20 protein-coding genes are annotated in these 17162 nt (G+C 45.2%); 10 read left to right on the top strand and 10 right to left on the bottom strand.

The window, feature by feature from the left end; translation table 11 throughout:
• Positions 1–2: 2 nt before the first annotated feature.
• Positions 3–428 (bottom strand): response regulator transcription factor, encoded by a 426-nt coding sequence (locus tag BMZ56_RS03460; RefSeq protein ID WP_177195015.1) that lies wholly within the window; start codon positions 426–428, stop codon positions 3–5.
• A 318-nt stretch (positions 429–746) separates the two neighbouring features.
• Here BMZ56_RS03460 and BMZ56_RS03455 point away from each other — a divergent pair, with 318 nt between their 5' ends.
• The 6 genes from BMZ56_RS03455 (at position 747) to BMZ56_RS03430 (ending at position 4194) form a co-directional block, all read left to right on the top strand.
• A complete protein-coding gene (locus BMZ56_RS03455; RefSeq protein WP_090624221.1) occupies positions 747–1394 on the top strand; it encodes an XRE family transcriptional regulator in 648 nt (215 codons plus the stop codon).
• 14 nt (positions 1395–1408) lie between these two features.
• Positions 1409–1849, top strand: coding sequence for a hypothetical protein (locus BMZ56_RS03450; protein WP_090624219.1), 441 nt, complete (start codon positions 1409–1411; stop codon positions 1847–1849).
• Between the two features lie 4 nt (positions 1850–1853).
• On the top strand, positions 1854–2915 hold the full coding sequence (locus BMZ56_RS03445; protein WP_090624217.1) for a hypothetical protein: 1062 nt from the start codon (positions 1854–1856) through the stop codon (positions 2913–2915).
• Positions 2916–2964: 49 nt separating this feature from the next.
• A complete protein-coding gene (locus tag BMZ56_RS03440; RefSeq protein WP_090624214.1) occupies positions 2965–3321 on the top strand; it encodes a hypothetical protein in 357 nt (118 codons plus the stop codon).
• Positions 3322–3530: 209 nt separating this feature from the next.
• Positions 3531–3944: a hypothetical protein gene (locus BMZ56_RS03435; protein WP_090624212.1), complete on the top strand. Its 414-nt coding sequence runs from the start codon at positions 3531–3533 to the stop codon at positions 3942–3944.
• Positions 3931–4194 carry a hypothetical protein gene (locus tag BMZ56_RS03430; protein ID WP_090624210.1) on the top strand — a complete coding sequence of 88 codons (264 nt, stop codon included), beginning with the start codon at positions 3931–3933 and terminating at the stop codon, positions 4192–4194. Before BMZ56_RS03435 ends, BMZ56_RS03430 begins: the two co-directional genes overlap by 14 nt.
• 78 nt (positions 4195–4272) lie before the next feature.
• Here BMZ56_RS03430 and BMZ56_RS03425 read toward each other — a convergent pair whose 3' ends face one another.
• The 3 genes from BMZ56_RS03425 to BMZ56_RS03415 all read right to left on the bottom strand — a co-directional run bounded on the left by BMZ56_RS03425 (position 4273) and on the right by BMZ56_RS03415 (position 7629).
• Positions 4273–5505 (bottom strand): phage integrase SAM-like domain-containing protein, encoded by a 1233-nt coding sequence (locus BMZ56_RS03425; protein ID WP_090624208.1) that lies wholly within the window; start codon positions 5503–5505, stop codon positions 4273–4275.
• A 261-nt stretch (positions 5506–5766) separates the two neighbouring features.
• On the bottom strand, positions 5767–6366 hold the full coding sequence (locus BMZ56_RS03420; RefSeq protein ID WP_143072832.1) for a hypothetical protein: 600 nt from the start codon (positions 6364–6366) through the stop codon (positions 5767–5769).
• A gap of 12 nt (positions 6367–6378) precedes the next feature.
• Positions 6379–7629, bottom strand: coding sequence for an LVIVD repeat-containing protein (locus BMZ56_RS03415; protein WP_090624204.1), 1251 nt, complete (start codon positions 7627–7629; stop codon positions 6379–6381).
• A 122-nt stretch (positions 7630–7751) separates the two neighbouring features.
• Here BMZ56_RS03415 and BMZ56_RS03410 point away from each other — a divergent pair, with 122 nt between their 5' ends.
• From BMZ56_RS03410 to BMZ56_RS03400, 3 genes are all read left to right on the top strand, one after another.
• Positions 7752–8375, top strand: coding sequence for a 7-carboxy-7-deazaguanine synthase QueE (locus tag BMZ56_RS03410; protein WP_090624202.1), 624 nt, complete (start codon positions 7752–7754; stop codon positions 8373–8375).
• Between the two features lie 163 nt (positions 8376–8538).
• Positions 8539–8922, top strand: coding sequence for a DUF1573 domain-containing protein (locus BMZ56_RS03405; RefSeq protein WP_090624470.1), 384 nt, complete (start codon positions 8539–8541; stop codon positions 8920–8922).
• A gap of 119 nt (positions 8923–9041) precedes the next feature.
• Positions 9042–10238 (top strand): pyridoxal phosphate-dependent aminotransferase, encoded by a 1197-nt coding sequence (locus tag BMZ56_RS03400; protein ID WP_090624200.1) that lies wholly within the window; start codon positions 9042–9044, stop codon positions 10236–10238.
• Here the strand turns inward: BMZ56_RS03400 and cmk are convergent.
• Genes cmk through yihA form a run of 5 tightly spaced genes read right to left on the bottom strand, consistent with a single transcriptional unit; the run spans position 10233 to position 15198 of the window.
• The gene (gene cmk / locus BMZ56_RS03395; protein ID WP_090624197.1) at positions 10233–10895 is read right to left on the bottom strand and encodes a (d)CMP kinase; all 663 of its coding nucleotides are present in this window, start codon (positions 10893–10895) and stop codon (positions 10233–10235) included. The genes BMZ56_RS03400 and cmk overlap by 6 nt on opposite strands.
• A gap of 3 nt (positions 10896–10898) precedes the next feature.
• Positions 10899–11312 carry a hypothetical protein gene (locus BMZ56_RS03390; protein WP_090624195.1) on the bottom strand — a complete coding sequence of 138 codons (414 nt, stop codon included), beginning with the start codon at positions 11310–11312 and terminating at the stop codon, positions 10899–10901.
• 50 nt (positions 11313–11362) lie between these two features.
• A complete protein-coding gene (gene topA / locus BMZ56_RS03385) occupies positions 11363–13687 on the bottom strand; it encodes a type I DNA topoisomerase (RefSeq protein ID WP_090624193.1) in 2325 nt (774 codons plus the stop codon).
• Positions 13688–13738: 51 nt separating this feature from the next.
• Positions 13739–14587, bottom strand: coding sequence for a UbiA-like polyprenyltransferase (locus BMZ56_RS03380; protein WP_090624191.1), 849 nt, complete (start codon positions 14585–14587; stop codon positions 13739–13741).
• Positions 14584–15198, bottom strand: coding sequence for a ribosome biogenesis GTP-binding protein YihA/YsxC (gene yihA, locus BMZ56_RS03375; RefSeq protein WP_090624189.1), 615 nt, complete (start codon positions 15196–15198; stop codon positions 14584–14586). The genes BMZ56_RS03380 and yihA overlap by 4 nt, the downstream gene beginning before the upstream one ends.
• A gap of 76 nt (positions 15199–15274) precedes the next feature.
• Between yihA and BMZ56_RS03370 the strand changes: the two genes are divergently transcribed.
• On the top strand, positions 15275–15901 hold the full coding sequence (locus tag BMZ56_RS03370) for a C40 family peptidase (RefSeq protein WP_090624188.1): 627 nt from the start codon (positions 15275–15277) through the stop codon (positions 15899–15901).
• A gap of 4 nt (positions 15902–15905) precedes the next feature.
• On the opposite strand, the gene BMZ56_RS03365 is transcribed toward BMZ56_RS03370, so the two are convergent.
• The gene (locus BMZ56_RS03365; RefSeq protein ID WP_177195014.1) at positions 15906–17060 is read right to left on the bottom strand and encodes a sensor histidine kinase; all 1155 of its coding nucleotides are present in this window, start codon (positions 17058–17060) and stop codon (positions 15906–15908) included.
• Positions 17061–17162 lie beyond the last annotated feature (102 nt).

Here is a 17162-nt window from a genome sequence, read left to right as displayed (position 1 = left end):
TGTTATTGAGTTATCAATGCTTTTTTATATGCGAAAATTGCTACCTCTGTCTTGTCGGGAAGTCCGGTTTTGTCCTTGATACTTTTCAGGTGAGATTTAACGGTCTCCTGCGAGATATTCAGTTCGTCTGCGATGATCTTGATAGGTTTGTTGCTCAGTTTAAGGACTGCCATCTCCGCTCCGGAAATCACCCCGTGTTCAACCTTCAGCGCCCGGCAAAGCTTGCCCTCAAATCGACAGGTGCCCCGCAAACGGCAATCGACGTATTCCGTATAATTAACTACACCGTCGACCGTAATGTCAGGTTTGTCGTCCAATCCCCCCAGGTTACATGCTATGAACCGCGGCACATGATCTTCTGGCAATAGGTTCTCCCATTCCGCCAAAGCCTTCATGGCTTCGGGAAACTTGAAGATCTCCCTCTTCATAATCTTGATTATATGCTTCGGAAAAAACGGCCACGTCCATGTTCTGAAATCGTGTGAGCAGTACAACACGCAGTCGACGACAAAAAAATCTGCCCCCTTATCAATCTGTCCTGCGTATGGCCGCCTAGAATTCCTTATATTGCTAAATCCTACCATTATGGGATTGCCTTATTTCTGATTTTTATCTATGTTTGCGTTTGTGTTGTTGCAAATATATTCTTCATTTTTGAAGAAATCAATACTGTGATATTCGTTTTTGAACAATACGTCGCTAAAATTCTGATTACCAACAATTAAAAATTATTCATTTCTGAATAAATGACAGGAGCTGAACTTAAGAGCCTCAGAATAAAAAAAGGATTAACACAAGAAATGCTTGCACAGCTATCTGGTGTTCCTTTAGGTAGTATAGGTCGAATCGAAGCTGCAAAGAATGACGACATAAAGAAAGAAAAGGTAGTTTCTGCATTGAAATCAGTACTCATGTCTGAGACCTATGCAGGACGGCCTCAAAATGCGTCAAAAGAAATAGAAAGCAACCAAACCAGTATACCAATGTACAATTTTCCAACAGCAGCTTCCGCAATCGAAATATACAACGATCCAAACGACGTAAAAGTAATAGGCCATCTTAACATACCGGGCTCAACTAGAGACAGTTTCGCATTACCGGTTTACGGGCATTCCATGTATCCGACGCTGGAAAACGGATCCTGGTGTGTGTTGCGTCCTATCAACGATGTACAAGATATCCTGTGGGGCGAGATATACTACGTTGAGTGGGGTGATTACCGTATGTTCAAACGAATCTTAGTTTCCGAAAAGGAGGATGAGGTGATCCTGTGGAGTGACAACCAATTGGAAAAAATAAGAGATAAGCCCAAATATGCACCTGTGAATGTAAAGAAGGAACGTATACGAAGATTGTGTCTGCTTACTGACATACTTAAAAAGCCCAATTATTAGCCTATTGAACAAAAATGATAAAAATTGCTTCCCAACTATTTTTACTGGTGCTGGCGTCCGCTACGGTTTGCGTAGCCCAACAAAAAGGAGACCGAAGGATATACCTGTCGACTGATAAGCCAGCCGACTCAAATTACCGTGAATTCGGCAGACTTCTCATTAAAAATGGCTTTGATATACGTGTGAGAGATGACATGTTTTTAAAGTTGGGAACGGAACCCAAAAAATACTATTACACCACCGGCCGAATCGAGTACTACAAATACATTATGGTTGATTTGATTTTCGTCGACAACAACATCATCGCCGAAATGAAATTCAAGCCCAAGGGATCAAGATGGAACCCCGTCATTTATGACAAAAAAAAGCCATGGATGGTTGAGGCATTTAAGGTTGTTACCGTCCTAATGGAGGAATATGGTGGCGAACTTGGATTTTCAAACATGAAAAAATAAAACCATGATCAAAAACCTATTCTTGTTGTCGATTACTGTCGCCTTATTTTCTTGCTCAAACAAAGAGGTGCCGCAGATCACGCCTGAACCCGAAGAGCCAATAAGCCCCGAAATGGCTTTACAAAAAGAGCAAATAAGCAAATACGCCTTGAGTGATGATGCAACCAACATCTTACCGTTTCCCCTTGACAAATTCGACCACGATGTCATCGATCGTTTGGATGAAAATTTAAAAAAATACACGATAGTAACCGCATGGGTAGACAAAGGGCTATATTTAGGATTTTACGACTCGTCGAATAATTCGAAATCCGCAGGATTCACAATAGATGTTGATAAATCCAATATGACAGAAACCGATCTAAAGCCATATCACCTAACCAGTATAAACGATACGATATTTGCGTCGTTTGTTATAGGTGGCGTAAGAGCTGGGTATTCCGATTTCACCACTACTGTTTTGTTTGACACCAAAAACAAGTCTATAATACCTCTAACTAGCGAGGTAAGCAGTTCGGGCTCTGCCATACTATATACTGTGACGCCTTGGTATAATGGAAATTTAGCGATCCTGGCAGATGAATTTTCAGCAAGTAAGCTAACTGTCGAAAAACAAAACAACCGGATATTTGATCAAAATTTCCAAACTATACTGTCTGGGTTTACTCTACCTGACACAAATGTTTTCAATCGGCGAAACTTGATAAGTAATACTGAAACAATAGCATTGAGCAGCATCACTGGAAGCGCTATATATTTTGACCAGTCGTATCTATTCCCTCTTCAGCGTAAGGATGTGCCATGGGGTGAGGAAGTTACCAGTGAATCATGGTATATAAATTACCTAGACCATCCAAAGGAAATATTGTTCGAGAAAATCGAATCAAAAGAACTAAGCTATATATCTGAAGGTTCAAACTTGAAAATTGAAATCCATCTGAAGGGTTGGATTAAACCGGCCTTCGTGAACAACAAACCAAATGAAGAGTATTTCGAGCAGGAAATACACAAAATGATATACGTTGATTTGGACACAAAAAAGATCACCAAAACAACACAACTATGACCCTAAACGCCCGCATCCAACAACTGAAAGATATATTTAAACAGCTATTATGAACATTGAAGAGTTTATATCGGAATCGATAAAAGGCATTGTATCCGGCATAACAACCGCGTCAACCGAAATAAAAAGCAACGGAGCGATTATCAATCCGCTTGTTGACATCAATGGTTTTATGGAGATAACGGAGGGAAGGTCGGTAGCACCCATCGGAAGAAAAGTTCAAGAGGTTGAGATGACCGTCGCGGTCACGGCCTCCGATAACGAAACCAGTGGACAAGGGAAGGTCGGCATAAACGTGGTAGGATTTTCTGCCGGTTTCAGCACAGGCGATTCGGGATCACAAAACAGCACTGTGAGCACCATCCGTTTCAATGTTCCTATCGCTTTTCCGGTAGGCTACCATTAATATATTTAAAAAACCATTCGACCGATTGTTCCAAAGAAGTCCCGGAAACGACTTTCGATTGTGAAACATACCGTAGAATGCGCTCTTTCAACTTTCGGTCCCTTCTCCTTTTAAGGAGCATTTTAAACTTTGATATCATACAAAACCTGAAATTGGCTAATACAAAGTAAGCTGCTTAACGAGCAAAATCGATAAGATAACTTAAAACAATGAGTCTTAACACTAGAATTCAACATCTTATAGACATCAAAGCCGGTGGAAACAAAACCCGCTTTGCTGCGCTGCTTGATTATTCGCCCCAACACCTCAACAATATTCTAAATGGTGTGGTCGGGCTCACTGTTGTAGAGCGGATCCTGCGGGCTTTCCCCGATGTGGATGCACGGTGGCTGATTTTGGGCGAAGGCTCTCCCATCGTCGCCAATCCGGAGGTCCGGAAAGAGCTTTATAGTCGCGTCAGCCAGCTGATCGAGCTTGACGGATACCTACCCTATATGTCATCCCAGGACATTGAACGATATCGCAAGGCGATAGGAAATGGCGCAGAGATAAGCTTCAGCGCCCAACAACTGCACGAGTGGAAGAAGGCAATAGAAAAATCAAAAGTCAATGCAAAACGATAAAGGTGTAGAAATCAACCAGCGATTCTTTTATGCACTCGATAAGTTGGTGAGCGAAGGAAGCCTTAAAAGCGCGAGGGCATTCTGCATGGAAAACGACTACCTGGTGACGAACCTTTCCCGCCTCAGAAAGGAACCTAGTCGCGAGTTCCCACTGCATCTGCTGGAGGCGCTGGTAAAGGACTATGGTGTTTCCGGTGACTGGCTGCTTACCGGCAAAGGCCATATAATAAAAAAGAGCCTTTACATGTAATATAATACTTATATTTGCAGTGTTGCTGCGATTAAAAGTTTACTTTTAGTTGCATGGGCTCGGACCAAAATCCGGGCCTTATTTTTTTAATAGCTCCAGTACACCCGCCTGAACCCTGTCCACAATCGACCAATCCGGAGCAAGGTATATATCGGTTACCCGCCTGGAGCTGTCCACGTGATTCATGGCCACGGCAACATCATCCTTGCTGAAGCCGCATTCGTTCCGTGCCAGTGTCGCGAAGCTATGGCGCGCATGATAAAATGTCAAATCCGGGATACCCACGATCGGACGCATGTTGCGCATGCCTTCAGCGATGGCCGAATTTAGAATGAGGTTGTCGGCGTACCTGGTCTGTATCACACCGGCGTACCGGGCAATGATCGGACGGGCCTCATCCGGAATGAGAAGGCTGATGAATGCATCATCCCTCCTATCTTTCATCGTTTTGCTGCGATTATAGTCTAGCCTCGTCTGATCGGTGTCGGTCAGGTAGACATATAGGTCTTTCGCGTTCATTCCGCAAAGGTAAAGGCTAAGCATGAATAGGTCGCGGCCGAGGTTTGTCCTGTAGCCATTCTGGTCGGGGGTATCCCTGATCGAGATGATTTGATCCACGGATAGGTTCCTCTTCTTGGTGGCCTTCATCACGTTCATCCGGTACTTATTGAACGGGTAGTTCTTGATCCGGATGATACCGACATCCTCGTCGTTGTATTGGAATCTGGCGGCATTGAATATAGCCCTAAGGGTCGACATCCGATTGACGATGGAATTGTGTGACAACGCCGTGACTTTGGATGTATAGGTGCCGCCGTTCCGCTTCCTGCGCACTACGTTACGCTCTTTTCGCAGGAATTCTTCGAAAGAGGTTAGCAGGCGGGCGGTGAACATATCCATTGGCAGGGGCTTTTCGCCCCAATAGTCACGCAGGGACAATACCGCAGATCCTAACGTCATTACCTGCCTACCCTTCTCGGCTTCCCGCTTCATGTATGCGTCCGCAAATCCAAAAAAGTCGGGTAGATCCTCCCGTGTTGTGAGGTGATCACGGATCGACGACGCGGTCATATAATCCAGGCGTTCCTTCAGGTCTCCGATCTTTAACCGGTACTGGTTCAACGTATCTACCAGATGCGCATCAATCCATGTCTTTTTGAGCTGACCTTTGTTGTTCAGCTTCGGCTTGCTGACGAAATGCGGGGTATCTATGTAGACAGAGGATTTCTTGTGGGTGACCCTTATTTTTACGTTCCAGGTGCCGTCCTGCTTCCTGTGATGATTGAGTATTACTGCATTAACCGTCGCCATTCGTTGTAAATCAATTGTAAATATTTATACGTTGGTGACGACAAAAATAGTTGTTTTTGGCAACAATCAAAATTGACGATGGAGCGGCTAAATGGCTGGTTTTATTGCTGGTTGCGCTGTAAATGAGGTTTTGGATAGGCTGATATCAGTAATCATTTACAAGTATGATTTTGTGTTATAAAAAAATTCCGAAATCACGATACAAGCGTGATTTTGTGTTCGGCGCAAAGGTAAAAAAGGAAATCCGAAAATGCTAACTATTTAAAACATCACTCCCACCCGAATCGAAAGCCGTTGAAGGATATAGTCGTCTCTTTGTAGAAATTCAAACCCCGGTGGCAGCGCCGAGCGCTCTGTTTCCGGTACCACCGCAAATCCACCGGACAATAGGCGTCCTTCGTAGTGCGAATATTGCTGCCTTTTATAGCCGACTGCCAGCAAGAAACGGTCGGTCTTTTTGGATCGAATCCTGACCCCAATCGACGGGTTAAACATCAGGCCTCCGCTATACCAGCTGATCTCCGTTTCCTTCTTGAGCCAATCGAATGCATAACCGACGTCCATCGCAAGGAAAGGCGACACGTTACCTGCCGGGATCACGCCGCGCCATCCGAATGCAAGCGGCACCAATGTAATGTCCGGATAGGCATCCAGTCCGACGGTACCGCCGACTTCGGCAAACTCGTTCAGGCGAATGCCATTAAATGTCTGCAATGTGAAGCTACCTCCCTGCTTAAATGCCCCTTTTCCCTGGAGCAATCCAAACTCCGTTTGATTCGTAAAACGAGCCGGCTGGCCGAGAAGCTGCGCACTCCACAACGAGCACCCAAGCACGGCAACCATCAGTTTCACTTTTTTCATGAACTTAAGCATTTAGGGGGCCACACTGATACAACTCAATAACTGTAATGGACCATCGTTCGAATGAGCATACTGACAAACTCCTTCCGGTCCGATCACAATCACCGATTTATCCGTGGGGATGACATCGACTGCCTTTTTATCTGTTATGTGCTCGATCAGGTGAGTATCGATATTCATCACGTCGGCAATCTGAAAGCGTTTTAAACCAAAATTGCCTTCGCAAACATACAGTTGATCGCCGGCAAGCCCAAGACCATGCGGGTTTTCCATATCGTAAGCTTTCAACAACTTTGGGTGATAGGGATCCTGAATATCCAGCACTTCCAACAAATCTTCGCCTTGTTGGCACAAATTACCACTTCGCAAGGTTACGAACGCATATTTTTCGTTCACCACCACAGGGTCACAGGCAGTGATATGACTGTACACAGCCATCTCCTCGGGCTGTGCTGGATTTCCGATGTCATAGATATGCATACCGGTCGTCGAACCGATGAACAACTTATTTTCAAACGGAAAAATCGTTTCAATACCCCAGCCCAACGGGACAGAACGCACAAACTCCGGCTTTTCGGCCTTTCTTACATCGAATAGCCGCAGGCTATTTTCGTCCACCGCATACAGGTGTTCCCGAGCCAGTGTGAACCGGGCTAGGGATCCACCCTGCCCGTAGCTTCCACCTGGACTAATCACAGCACCATTGCTATATGCCATTCCATCATACCAGATCCATTTTTTCCGCTCGGATTCCGAATAGGTAATAACCGTATCCTTGTAGGTAATAAATAGCGTCTGATTCAAATCAGCAAACATATGCGGAAAGACATTTTCAACCCGTTCAACCAACTTGATTTCCTGCATATTGCTAATATCAAACGCCAATAAGTCAATGTAGCTGTCTGCATAGAGAATACCTCCATTGACGGCCAGATCCATGTTGCCGGGAATGTCGATAAAATTCAAGTTCTTCGGACTCGAAGGGTCCTGGTTATCAATCACGTGGATGCCCTTCTGAGGTTCGTTAATAAAGAGATAATCTTCATAAACGTAAATTTTGCCTGTGGCTGACAGCGGTTTGGCAGTAGTGGATCCCACCTCCATGCTACGGAAAACATCTACTTCCATGTAGACCGGCACCTGTGTGCGGTACGTATAAGTGGTTTCCAATTTATCGCTGCAAGCAGCAGATAACATCATCAAGAGAAAAGCGACGGATGCATCCCGCACCAACCGACATTTTTGAGAAAAGGTTACGTTCATGGTGTTTCATAATAAGGTTTTACTTCATCCTGCCTACGATCAGGATTGTTTCTAGTGATCGTAACGATCTAAAATCAAAAAACGCTACAAAAATCCGTATCTTTGCACCCTTGAAATCACAAATGGCACACCAAGTTCCAGAAGACGGCACGCTACTCCCTTTGATGGAAGAATTTTACACCATACAAGGGGAAGGGTATCATACGGGCAAAGCAGCCTACTTTATCCGCTTAGGCGGATGTGATGTTGGATGCCACTGGTGTGACGTAAAGGAAAGCTGGGATGCGGACTTACATCCGCTTACTCCGGCCGATACGATTATCGAGCATGCCAAGCAACATCCGTCAAAAGCAGTGGTTGTAACCGGAGGTGAACCCTTAATTTACAACTTGGACTATCTTACGCAGGGGTTGCATGCCGCAGGCATCAAAACCTTTGTCGAGACATCCGGTGCTTATCCGCTGAGCGGACATTGGGACTGGATTTGCCTTTCCCCCAAGAAATTCAAGGGACCGTTACCCGATGTCATCGCTGCCGCGGGTGAACTGAAAGTGATTGTTTTCAATAAAAGTGATTTTGCATGGGCCGAAAAATATGCAGCACTTGTACCTTCTTCCTGTCGGCTCTACCTTCAACCCGAGTGGTCCAAGGCGCAGGAAATGACCCCTCTTATCGTAGATTACGTGATGCAAAATCCTAAATGGGAAATTTCGTTACAGACACATAAGTACCTCAACATCCCTTAATTAACGAAAAATAAGCCGCACTGAAACCACCTGAGATAACGTCTATTCAGGGTAAAGTGTGCAAATGTTTGTGTTTTTGGAACATTTTTTGACCTTATCAATCCAAAACGATAAATTTGTATTATTGTCACTAAAAGAACATTTACTACAAAAAAAAACTACGATGAAAAAAATTGCTTCTATATGTGTCCTGTTGGTTGCGTTTATGTGCACCACGGCTTTAGCCCAGCAAAACAGCAAAGCAGAGTTTAAGTTTGATAAAGAAACGCATGATTTCGGAAAAATACCTCAGGGAAAGCCCGTTACACACGTGTTTACGTTCACCAATGTAGGTACCGAACCGATCATCATCAATGAAGTGAAACCTTCTTGTGGATGTTCGGTGGCTGAGTTCACGAAAACTCCTGTAAAACCCGGAGAAAAGGGTACCATATCGGTTACGTATAATGCAGCAGCTAAACAGCCGTTCACTAAGAATTTCACGGTACGGTCAAATACCAAGACACCCGTAAAGACACTCTACATCAAGGGAGAGGTGACTAGCTAATTTACAGGCAATTATCAAAATATAAAAAACCGCTATCGATTTAGCGGTTTTTTTTTGCTTTTAAATGAAAAGCTATGCTTAATATTGCGTCGAAATTCATTTAGTAATAACAAAGTGACATGCCCGCGATTAGTATAAAAGGCGATGAAATGCCGGCTTCTCCCATCCGTAAGCTCACCCCGTATGCTGAAAAGGCCAAGCGGGAGGGTAAACATGTATATCACCTCAATATTGGCCAGCCCGATATTGAAACACCCAAGGGTATGCTGGAGGCGATCCGGAACATCGATTTCAAGGTATGGGCATACACCCCATCTGAGGGCATTGAATCGTACCGCAACAAATTAGCGGGCTATTACAACAATCTGGGCTACGCCATTAGCGCCGATGACATTATCGTCACAAACGGAGGCTCCGAGGCACTTTCGTTCGCCATGCAAGCCTGTATCAATCCAGGCGAGGAAGTGATTATCCCCGAACCTTTCTATGCGAATTACAACAGCTTTACCCGTGCTGCGGGTGCCGTTATCGTTCCGATATTGTCTAGCATCGATCACGGGTTTGCACTCCCTCCCATTGCAGACTTTGAGGCCGCCATTACCGCAAAAACAAGGGCCATTGTACTCTGCAATCCGAATAATCCCACGGGGTACCTTTATTCCCGTAAGGAATTGGAAGCACTCAGGGAGCTTTGCCTGAAATATGATTTATTTCTAATTATCGATGAAGCTTATCGCGAATTTTGCTACGATGGCCGTGAGTTCGTATCTCCCATGCAACTTGAAGGGCTGGAACAGCATACCGTCGTGATCGATACAGTTTCCAAACGTTACAGCGCCTGTGGAGCGCGATTGGGTTGCCTGATCACTAAAAACAAAGCACTCTGGAGCACGGTACTCAAATTTGCGCAGGCCCGGCTCAGCGCCCCTGCCGTGGCTCAGATTGCTGCCGAAGCAGCCATAGATACGCCGCAATCCTATTTTGACGCAGTAAAGAATGAATATACTGCCAGAAGGGATGTGCTGGTCGCCGGCCTGAACGCGATCGATGGCGTGTATAGCCCAAACCCGGGAGGTGCATTTTATGTGGTCGCCCGTTTACCTGTGGATGATGCCGACCGGTTCTGCCAATGGATGCTGGAGCATTTCTCATACGAAAACCAAACTGTTATGATGGCTCCTGCAAGCGGCTTTTATAACACGTCCGGATCAGGAAAGAATGAAGTCCGGTTAGCGTACGTATTGAATGTAAATGATCTGAAAAGGGCGTTGATTTGCCTAGAGCGGGGTTTGGCGGAATATCCCGGCCGCCTATAGCCGGTCCAGGACAAACTGTAACTGCTGTGCTTCGTTAAGGTCGCTGTTGTCCAGTACGATGGCATCTTCCGCACGGATCAAAGGGCTTTCTTCACGTGTGGTATCAATATAGTCGCGATGCGCTAAATTTTCAAATACTTCTTCCAGGGTGGTGGTTTCTCCCTTATTCTTCAATTCAAGGTAGCGCCGTTCTGCACGCACTTTCGGATCGGCCGTCATGAAGACCTTTAAGTCGGCGTCTGGAAATACCGTTGTGCCGATATCACGCCCATCCATTACAATATTACGGCACTGTCCTAATTTTTGCTGTTGAGAGACCATTGCGGAACGCACCGCTTTTACCGCACTGACTTCGCTGACATAGTCCGAAACATACATCTGTCTGATCTCCTCCGATACATCTTCACTGTTTAGGAAAATATAGGTCTTTCCAGCGTCGTTATGAAAATCTATATGAATATTCTCCAGTGCACGGTTCACCGCTTCCACATCCATAATTGAAATGTTGTTTCGAAGGAAATAGAGTGTCACGGCGCGATACATCGCTCCGCTATCGATATAAACATAGTGAAGCCTTTCAGCCAATGCCTTAGCCAACGTGCTTTTGCCGCAAGACGAATAGCCATCAATCGCGATGATCTTGTTTTTTCTAATCATTAATCAGTTATTTCCTCCGATCAACACACCGGGTTTATTTAATACCGGTATTTTGATTAGGTTGTCGTCAACGATACTTTCGGGCAAAAAGATGTACTTCTTATCATAGATGGTCCCGTCAATGTAATAACTAAGCCAATACTCGTTGGTCAACCCAAATACCTGTTCGTCGATCGCTTCGATTTTAGCATAATCCTGGGGGTCTATATCGCCGATAAAGTGGCGTAAAATAGAGGTCTTTACTTCCTTTTCGTCTTTAATACCATAGCCCTTCGAGCTAACCATCACATTTTTGATGGGCACATTCTTTTCATTGATTAGGTAAACATTCCACACCTTTCCGGTGGGTGACTCACTTTCCAGGACTACCGCAATTGAAATGTCACTGACTATATTTTCAGGCAGGTCTTTTTTCATCTTATTCTGTTGTCAGCTATCGGCTGATAGATTTTTAGCCCTAGCTTTCGCTATTTTTTCACTTTTCTTTTCGGCTTCTTATCACCGGCTTCCGCCCACTTCAGCACATCGGCATAGGTAATAGAATTCACCTCTGTACCTTTAGGTATTTTAATATTCTGTTTACCAAAGCGGATAAATGGTCCCCAACGGCCATTTTCTATGCGCGCATCTGGATTCTCATCAAACACTTTGACTATTTTCTCTAGATCCCGTTGCCTTTTATCCTGAATAATCTGTATAGCGGCATCGGTCGTCACACCATGCGGGTCGACATCCTTCGGTAGCGAATAAAAGGCATTATTATGCCGAATATACGGGCCGAACCGGCCAATTGCCACGGTCATTTCTTTGCCCTCGAACTCTCCTATTTTCTTGGGCAATTTAAATAAATCAAGTGCCTCTTCAAATGTGATGGTTTCAATCATCTGTCCAGGTCTCAAACTGGCATAACGGGGTTTTTCTTCATCGTCCGTCGATCCGATTTGCACCATGGGTCCAAACCGACCAATGCGTACACTGACCCGCTTGCCCGATTCAGGGTCGACCCCCAATTCACGTTCATTGGTAGCGCGGTCCGCATGTTTGATAGTGATTTCAACTTCGGTGTGAAATGGCCCATAGAACCCACGCAGCATATCCGTCCATTCTTTCATTCCCTGGGCAATCTCATCAAATTCCTTTTCAACCTTTGCCGTAAAATTGAAGTCTACAATTCCTTTGAAGTGTTCAACCAAAAAATCATTGACAACCACGCCGATATCGGTTGGAAATAACTTTGCTTTTTCCGCACCTGTAATTTCCGTCTTGGTTACGGTCGACAACTGCGTACCCTGAAGTTCCAATACCCGATAATCCCTTGGTTTTCCTTCGCGTTCCTCCTTCACCACATATCCCCGATTCTGGATCGTTGAAATGGTTGGCGCATAGGTAGAAGGCCGGCCAATGCCAAGCTCTTCCAATTTTTTAACGAGACTAGCTTCCGTGTAACGAGCGGGCGGACGGGAAAAACGTTCAGTAGCGGTCATTGTCCGCAATTTTACCTGTTGGTTTCGTTGCAACGGCGGGAGTAATGCATTGTTTCCATCGCCATCCAGGTTGACTTCCTGTTCCTCATCTGTTGACTCAAAATATACTTTTAAGAAGCCATCAAATCGCATTACTTCTCCATTGGCTACCAATTCTTCACTTCGCGTGGAGACACCGATTTTTGCCGTCGTCTTTTCAAATTCCGCCTCGCTCATCTGAGAGGCTATGGCACGCTTCCAGATTAATTCATACAATCGCCTATCGGCGTTATCACCATCGATCGTATGCCGATCGAAATAGGTGGGACGAATGGCTTCGTGTGCCTCCTGTGCACCAGCCGATTTCGTCCGGTACTGTCGGCGTTTATGATAATTGGCTCCATAAGCTGCTTTAATCTCTTCTTCGGCCCCCAATAATGCTGTATCACTCAGATTCACCGAGTCGGTACGCATGTAGGTAATTCTGCCTGCTTCGTAAAGCCGTTGTGCAACCGCCATGGTACGAGCCACAGAAAAACCTAATTTACGGCTGGCCTCCTGCTGAAGTGTAGAAGTCGTAAAGGGTGCCGCAGGATTGCGCTTGGACGGCTTAGTTTCCAAACTATTGACAACAAATTCGGCAGTTATGCAATCTTTCAGAAATTGTTCAGCATCCGCCAATACCGGAAACCGCTGTGGTAATTCAGCCTTAAATAATTCTTTTGGGTTATCGGTATGGAAGATAGCCACAATTTTAAACGCGGCTTCTGCCTGAAAACGGTTGATCTCCCGCTCGCGATCCACAATCAACCGAACCGCTACGGATTGTACCCTTCCTGCCGAAAGGGAAGGCTTTACTTTCTTCCACAATACCGGAGACAGTTCAAAGCCAACCAGTCTGTCCAGTACGCGCCGTGCTTGCTGGGCATTCACCAAATTAAAATCGATTCCCCGAGGCGTTTCGATGGCTTTGAGAATGGCTGGTTTGGTGATTTCATGAAAAACGATCCGCTTTGTACGATCGTCCTGAAGGCCGAGGGTCTCGTATAAATGCCATGAGATAGCTTCTCCCTCGCGGTCCTCATCGGAAGCTAACCAAACCGTCTCCGCTTCTTTGGCTAACTTTTTCAACTCACTGACTACAGACTTTTTATCTGCAGGAACTTCATATTTTTGTTTAAAATTGTTTTCGGTATCAATCGCATCATCGGTCTTTACCAAATCACGGATATGCCCGTAACTGGATTTGACCAAAAAGTCTTTACCCAAATATCCTTCTATTGTTTTTGCTTTTGCTGGTGACTCTACAATCAGTAAATTCTTCGCCATTCGTCATTTCAGATTTTTGCAAATAAAGGGATTTATTCAGGGAATGACAAATCAAAAAACCATATCCAACAGGAAGAAACAGGCAAACACGACCGAAGCGATGCCATTCGTGGTCATAAATGCGCGATTCACCTTACTTAAGTCCGAAGGGCTCACAATCCGATGCTGGTAAATAAGGAGTGCACAATAAAAAATCACACCAGACACGTAATACCCGCCCAGCGGAATGAAAAACAGGGGCAGGATGACAAAAATAGCGGACAGCACGTGAAAAACCTCTGAAACACGTAACGCCCCCTGCTTGCCCAGCCATGCCGGAATGGAACTAAGTTGGTGTTCGCGGTCAAACTCCTCATCTTGCAGCGCATAGATAATATCGAATCCACCCACCCAAAACAATACAGCCAATGAATAAAAAATCGGAACGATATGAAACACGCCGGTCACTACCAGATAGGCTCCGATGGGAGCCAAGCCAAGCCCAAGCCCCAAAACGAGGTGGCAAAGAGGTGTTAGTCGCTTCATGTAACTGTAACCCAAAATCACCGCCAGTGCAACCGGCGAAAGAAAAAAGCAGATCAGATTGATAAACCAGGTGGCCCCGACAAACAAAACACAATTAATAATGGTAAATGTGATCGCTTGGGTAGGACTGACCCTTCCCGCAGGGATATCACGCATGGCCGTACGGGGATTGATTGCATCAATACCGCGATCCAGGTAGCGGTTAAATGCCATGGCTGCATTACGTGCAAATACCATGCAGGCCAGCATCAGCGCCAATTTCAACCAATCAAATTCATAAGCCGTCGTATTAACGGCAAGAAAAAAACCGATGATAGCAAAAGGAAGTGCAAAGATGCTATGAGCAAAAAGCACCAGGGAAAAGTATTTCTTCATGATACCTCAGTGGGTTCAAAATTCGTATTAATGTCATCAATGGCGGCTAGTATCCGATCGCACCCCAATCGGGTTTCCGCCGATGTAAGGAAATAGGCTGGCACTTTCTCAAACCATTGCAGCAGTGTTTTTCGGAACTTTTCGATATGAGACTGGGATTTCTGGGCCGACAGCTTATCAGCCTTGGTAAAAACCAACATAAAAGGAAGGCCGTTTTCACCCAACCAATAACAGAAATCCAGGTCGATCCGCTGGGGTTCATGTCGACTGTCGATCAGCACAAACACACACTGTAGGTTTTCCCGCGTTACTAAATAGCGACGGATAAACTTCTCCCAAGCAGCACGACTGGATTTAGAAACCTTTGCAAAGCCATACCCCGGGAGGTCCACCAAATACCAGGCGTCATTGATCAGGAAATGGTTGATCAACTGCGTCTTTCCCGGTGTTTGCGAAGTTTTAGCCAGATGCCGATTTCCTGTAAGAGCGTTGATCAACGAAGATTTACCCACATTGGAACGGCCAATAAATGCGTATTCAGGTAAACGGGCAGCAGGTAATTTATCCACACGGGTATTGCTGCTTATAAATGTTGCCGTTTTAATGACCATTGTGCAAAGGTAAGAGATTAGGAGATTTTTGGGCATAATTACATAAATTAGCTCGCAATTATTAGCGGACGAGACCATGAAATATATTCGCGTGTCCTTATTGGGATGCTTCTCATTATCCATCTTCTTGTTAACCGGCTGCCTCACGCGCAAAAACGCACTTCCACCGGACAGGGCCGTTACGTCGACGGCTTATAAAAAGAAGGCCAAAGACAGAAAGGGTGCAAAAGGCACAATCCTCACCGATGCTAGCACATCACGCAAGGATGTACGGGCAGGAAATCGGTTGCTGGAGGGCTATGCGGAGGTATTGGGGGTAGCCCCCAGCCAATTGGAAACTGCCGCCCTGTATAGTTATATCGACGAATGGATGGGCACGCCTCATCGCTCAGGGGGAACAGGCCGCCAGGGACTGGATTGCTCCGCATTTGTGGGTTTGGTCATGCAGGATGTTTATGGTAAGTCGGTGCCACGTGTATCTAAAGACATGGCCAACCACATCAAACGTAAATATGAACGACAGTTGCAGGAAGGTGACCTGGTGTTTTTCTCTTTCGGGCGCAGGGAAATAGACCATGTAGGTATCTACCTCCATAACAACAAGTTTGTACATGTATCTACCAGCAAAGGGGTCATCATCAGTGACCTGCATGACTCGTGGTACTATAAATATTTTACACGGGCCGGCAGTGTAGTAAAATGATCTGCTATCCGCGTTCTGCCTCCGCTGTTATAAGCGGCAACCGGAGGCAAAACCGGGTGCCCTTGCCTAGCTCACTTTCGAACGATATTGAACCATTCTGTGCCTGCGCATATTCATTGCACAGAAATAATCCCAGTCCAATCCCTCGTTCGTTGTTTGTACCATAAGTGGACCGTGTTTTTAAAGAGAATAATGCTGCTTGTTGTTCAGCTGGTATTCCTGTTCCATTATCTTCCACGGTGATTTCACACAGCATCCCAGACCGCAGCGCAGAGACATGGATACTCCCATTAGGTGGGGTAAATTTGATTGCATTATTTATTAAGTTCCTCACGATAAGTTGCAACATATCCCGGTCGACTAAAGCTTTTAATGATCCATCAATAGTTGTTTCCAATACGATTCCCTTTTGATCGGCGTAGATTCTCTGAATGTCGATAACCGGTACCAGGACATCCTGTATATTATTAGGTGTCAACACTATGCGTGCCCCATCCAGTTGGTTTTGAGACCACACCAACATATTGGAAAGCATCTCTTGCGTACCGTGAAGAGCGTTTGCCAGCCCGCGCTCCACTTGTTTCCGTTCATCCGAGTTAAAGCGGTCATTGGCAACCAATCGTACATAGCTGTGCAGCGAGGACAACGGTGCCTGTAGGTCGTGGGAGATGATGGAAAATAATTTCAGCTTTTCTTCATTTAACTGCGTCAATTCAATAGTCTTCTGATCAGCAGATCTTTTCTCTGCATTATAAGCCTGCTTTAGATAAAATATACTGAAGAAGCTAACTACAATGCCGGTTGCATAAGTAAAAGCGATATCGATGAAAAGCGCCTTTCTATCCGAATAAGAAACCCGGATAATCTCAGGATGATGATATTCTGCCCACAACAGCCCCGCCACCACCAACAAGCTCGATGCGACCCATAACGCATAATATTTCTTCGGAGACACAATGATGATAAGTACAAAAGCAAGCATAAGCGAAAGAAAGGTCGCTCCTTGAATGCCGCCGCTGAAGAAATAATTGACTGCAAACAGCAGCATCACCAAAAAAGAACAGATAGTAATACTGATCGATACTTGCTTCCTGAAGCGGGCCAAGTAATATAAATAGCCGATCATTAATGTGAGGCATGCAAAGATCAGTGCAGTCATCCGTAAACCCGAAAAATAATTAAATGGGATATTGAATACCATTATAAAAAGGGCAATCAATGTCATCGAATTGAAAAGCCTGTTTTCCAAGGTCAAATCAGT

This window comes from Parapedobacter indicus (assembly GCF_900113765.1).
Taxonomy (GTDB): domain Bacteria; phylum Bacteroidota; class Bacteroidia; order Sphingobacteriales; family Sphingobacteriaceae; genus Parapedobacter; species Parapedobacter indicus.
Note: the sequence above shows the minus strand (reverse complement) of the source record. Positions and strands in the feature narration are given on the sequence as shown.

Excerpts from the sequence above, each read along its gene's own strand:
- BMZ56_RS03460 (WP_177195015.1), bottom strand. The coding sequence starts at position 428 with ATGAAGAGGGAGATCTTCAAGTTTCCCGAAGCCATGAAGGCTTTGGCG.
- BMZ56_RS03455 (WP_090624221.1), top strand. The coding sequence starts at position 747 with ATGACAGGAGCTGAACTTAAGAGCCTCAGAATAAAAAAAGGATTAACA.
- BMZ56_RS03450 (WP_090624219.1), top strand. The coding sequence starts at position 1,409 with ATGATAAAAATTGCTTCCCAACTATTTTTACTGGTGCTGGCGTCCGCT.
- BMZ56_RS03445 (WP_090624217.1), top strand. The coding sequence starts at position 1,854 with ATGATCAAAAACCTATTCTTGTTGTCGATTACTGTCGCCTTATTTTCT.
- BMZ56_RS03440 (WP_090624214.1), top strand. The coding sequence starts at position 2,965 with ATGAACATTGAAGAGTTTATATCGGAATCGATAAAAGGCATTGTATCC.
- BMZ56_RS03435 (WP_090624212.1), top strand. The coding sequence starts at position 3,531 with ATGAGTCTTAACACTAGAATTCAACATCTTATAGACATCAAAGCCGGT.
- BMZ56_RS03430 (WP_090624210.1), top strand. The coding sequence starts at position 3,931 with ATGCAAAACGATAAAGGTGTAGAAATCAACCAGCGATTCTTTTATGCA.
- BMZ56_RS03425 (WP_090624208.1), bottom strand. The coding sequence starts at position 5,505 with ATGGCGACGGTTAATGCAGTAATACTCAATCATCACAGGAAGCAGGAC.
- BMZ56_RS03420 (WP_143072832.1), bottom strand. The coding sequence starts at position 6,366 with ATGAAAAAAGTGAAACTGATGGTTGCCGTGCTTGGGTGCTCGTTGTGG.
- BMZ56_RS03415 (WP_090624204.1), bottom strand. The coding sequence starts at position 7,629 with ATGAACGTAACCTTTTCTCAAAAATGTCGGTTGGTGCGGGATGCATCC.
- BMZ56_RS03410 (WP_090624202.1), top strand. The coding sequence starts at position 7,752 with ATGGCACACCAAGTTCCAGAAGACGGCACGCTACTCCCTTTGATGGAA.
- BMZ56_RS03405 (WP_090624470.1), top strand. The coding sequence starts at position 8,539 with ATGAAAAAAATTGCTTCTATATGTGTCCTGTTGGTTGCGTTTATGTGC.
- BMZ56_RS03400 (WP_090624200.1), top strand. The coding sequence starts at position 9,042 with ATGCCCGCGATTAGTATAAAAGGCGATGAAATGCCGGCTTCTCCCATC.
- cmk (WP_090624197.1), bottom strand. The coding sequence starts at position 10,895 with ATGATTAGAAAAAACAAGATCATCGCGATTGATGGCTATTCGTCTTGC.
- BMZ56_RS03390 (WP_090624195.1), bottom strand. The coding sequence starts at position 11,312 with ATGAAAAAAGACCTGCCTGAAAATATAGTCAGTGACATTTCAATTGCG.
- topA (WP_090624193.1), bottom strand. The coding sequence starts at position 13,687 with ATGGCGAAGAATTTACTGATTGTAGAGTCACCAGCAAAAGCAAAAACA.
- BMZ56_RS03380 (WP_090624191.1), bottom strand. The coding sequence starts at position 14,587 with ATGAAGAAATACTTTTCCCTGGTGCTTTTTGCTCATAGCATCTTTGCA.
- yihA (WP_090624189.1), bottom strand. The coding sequence starts at position 15,198 with ATGGTCATTAAAACGGCAACATTTATAAGCAGCAATACCCGTGTGGAT.
- BMZ56_RS03370 (WP_090624188.1), top strand. The coding sequence starts at position 15,275 with ATGAAATATATTCGCGTGTCCTTATTGGGATGCTTCTCATTATCCATC.
- BMZ56_RS03365 (WP_177195014.1), bottom strand. The coding sequence starts at position 17,060 with ATGACTGCACTGATCTTTGCATGCCTCACATTAATGATCGGCTATTTA.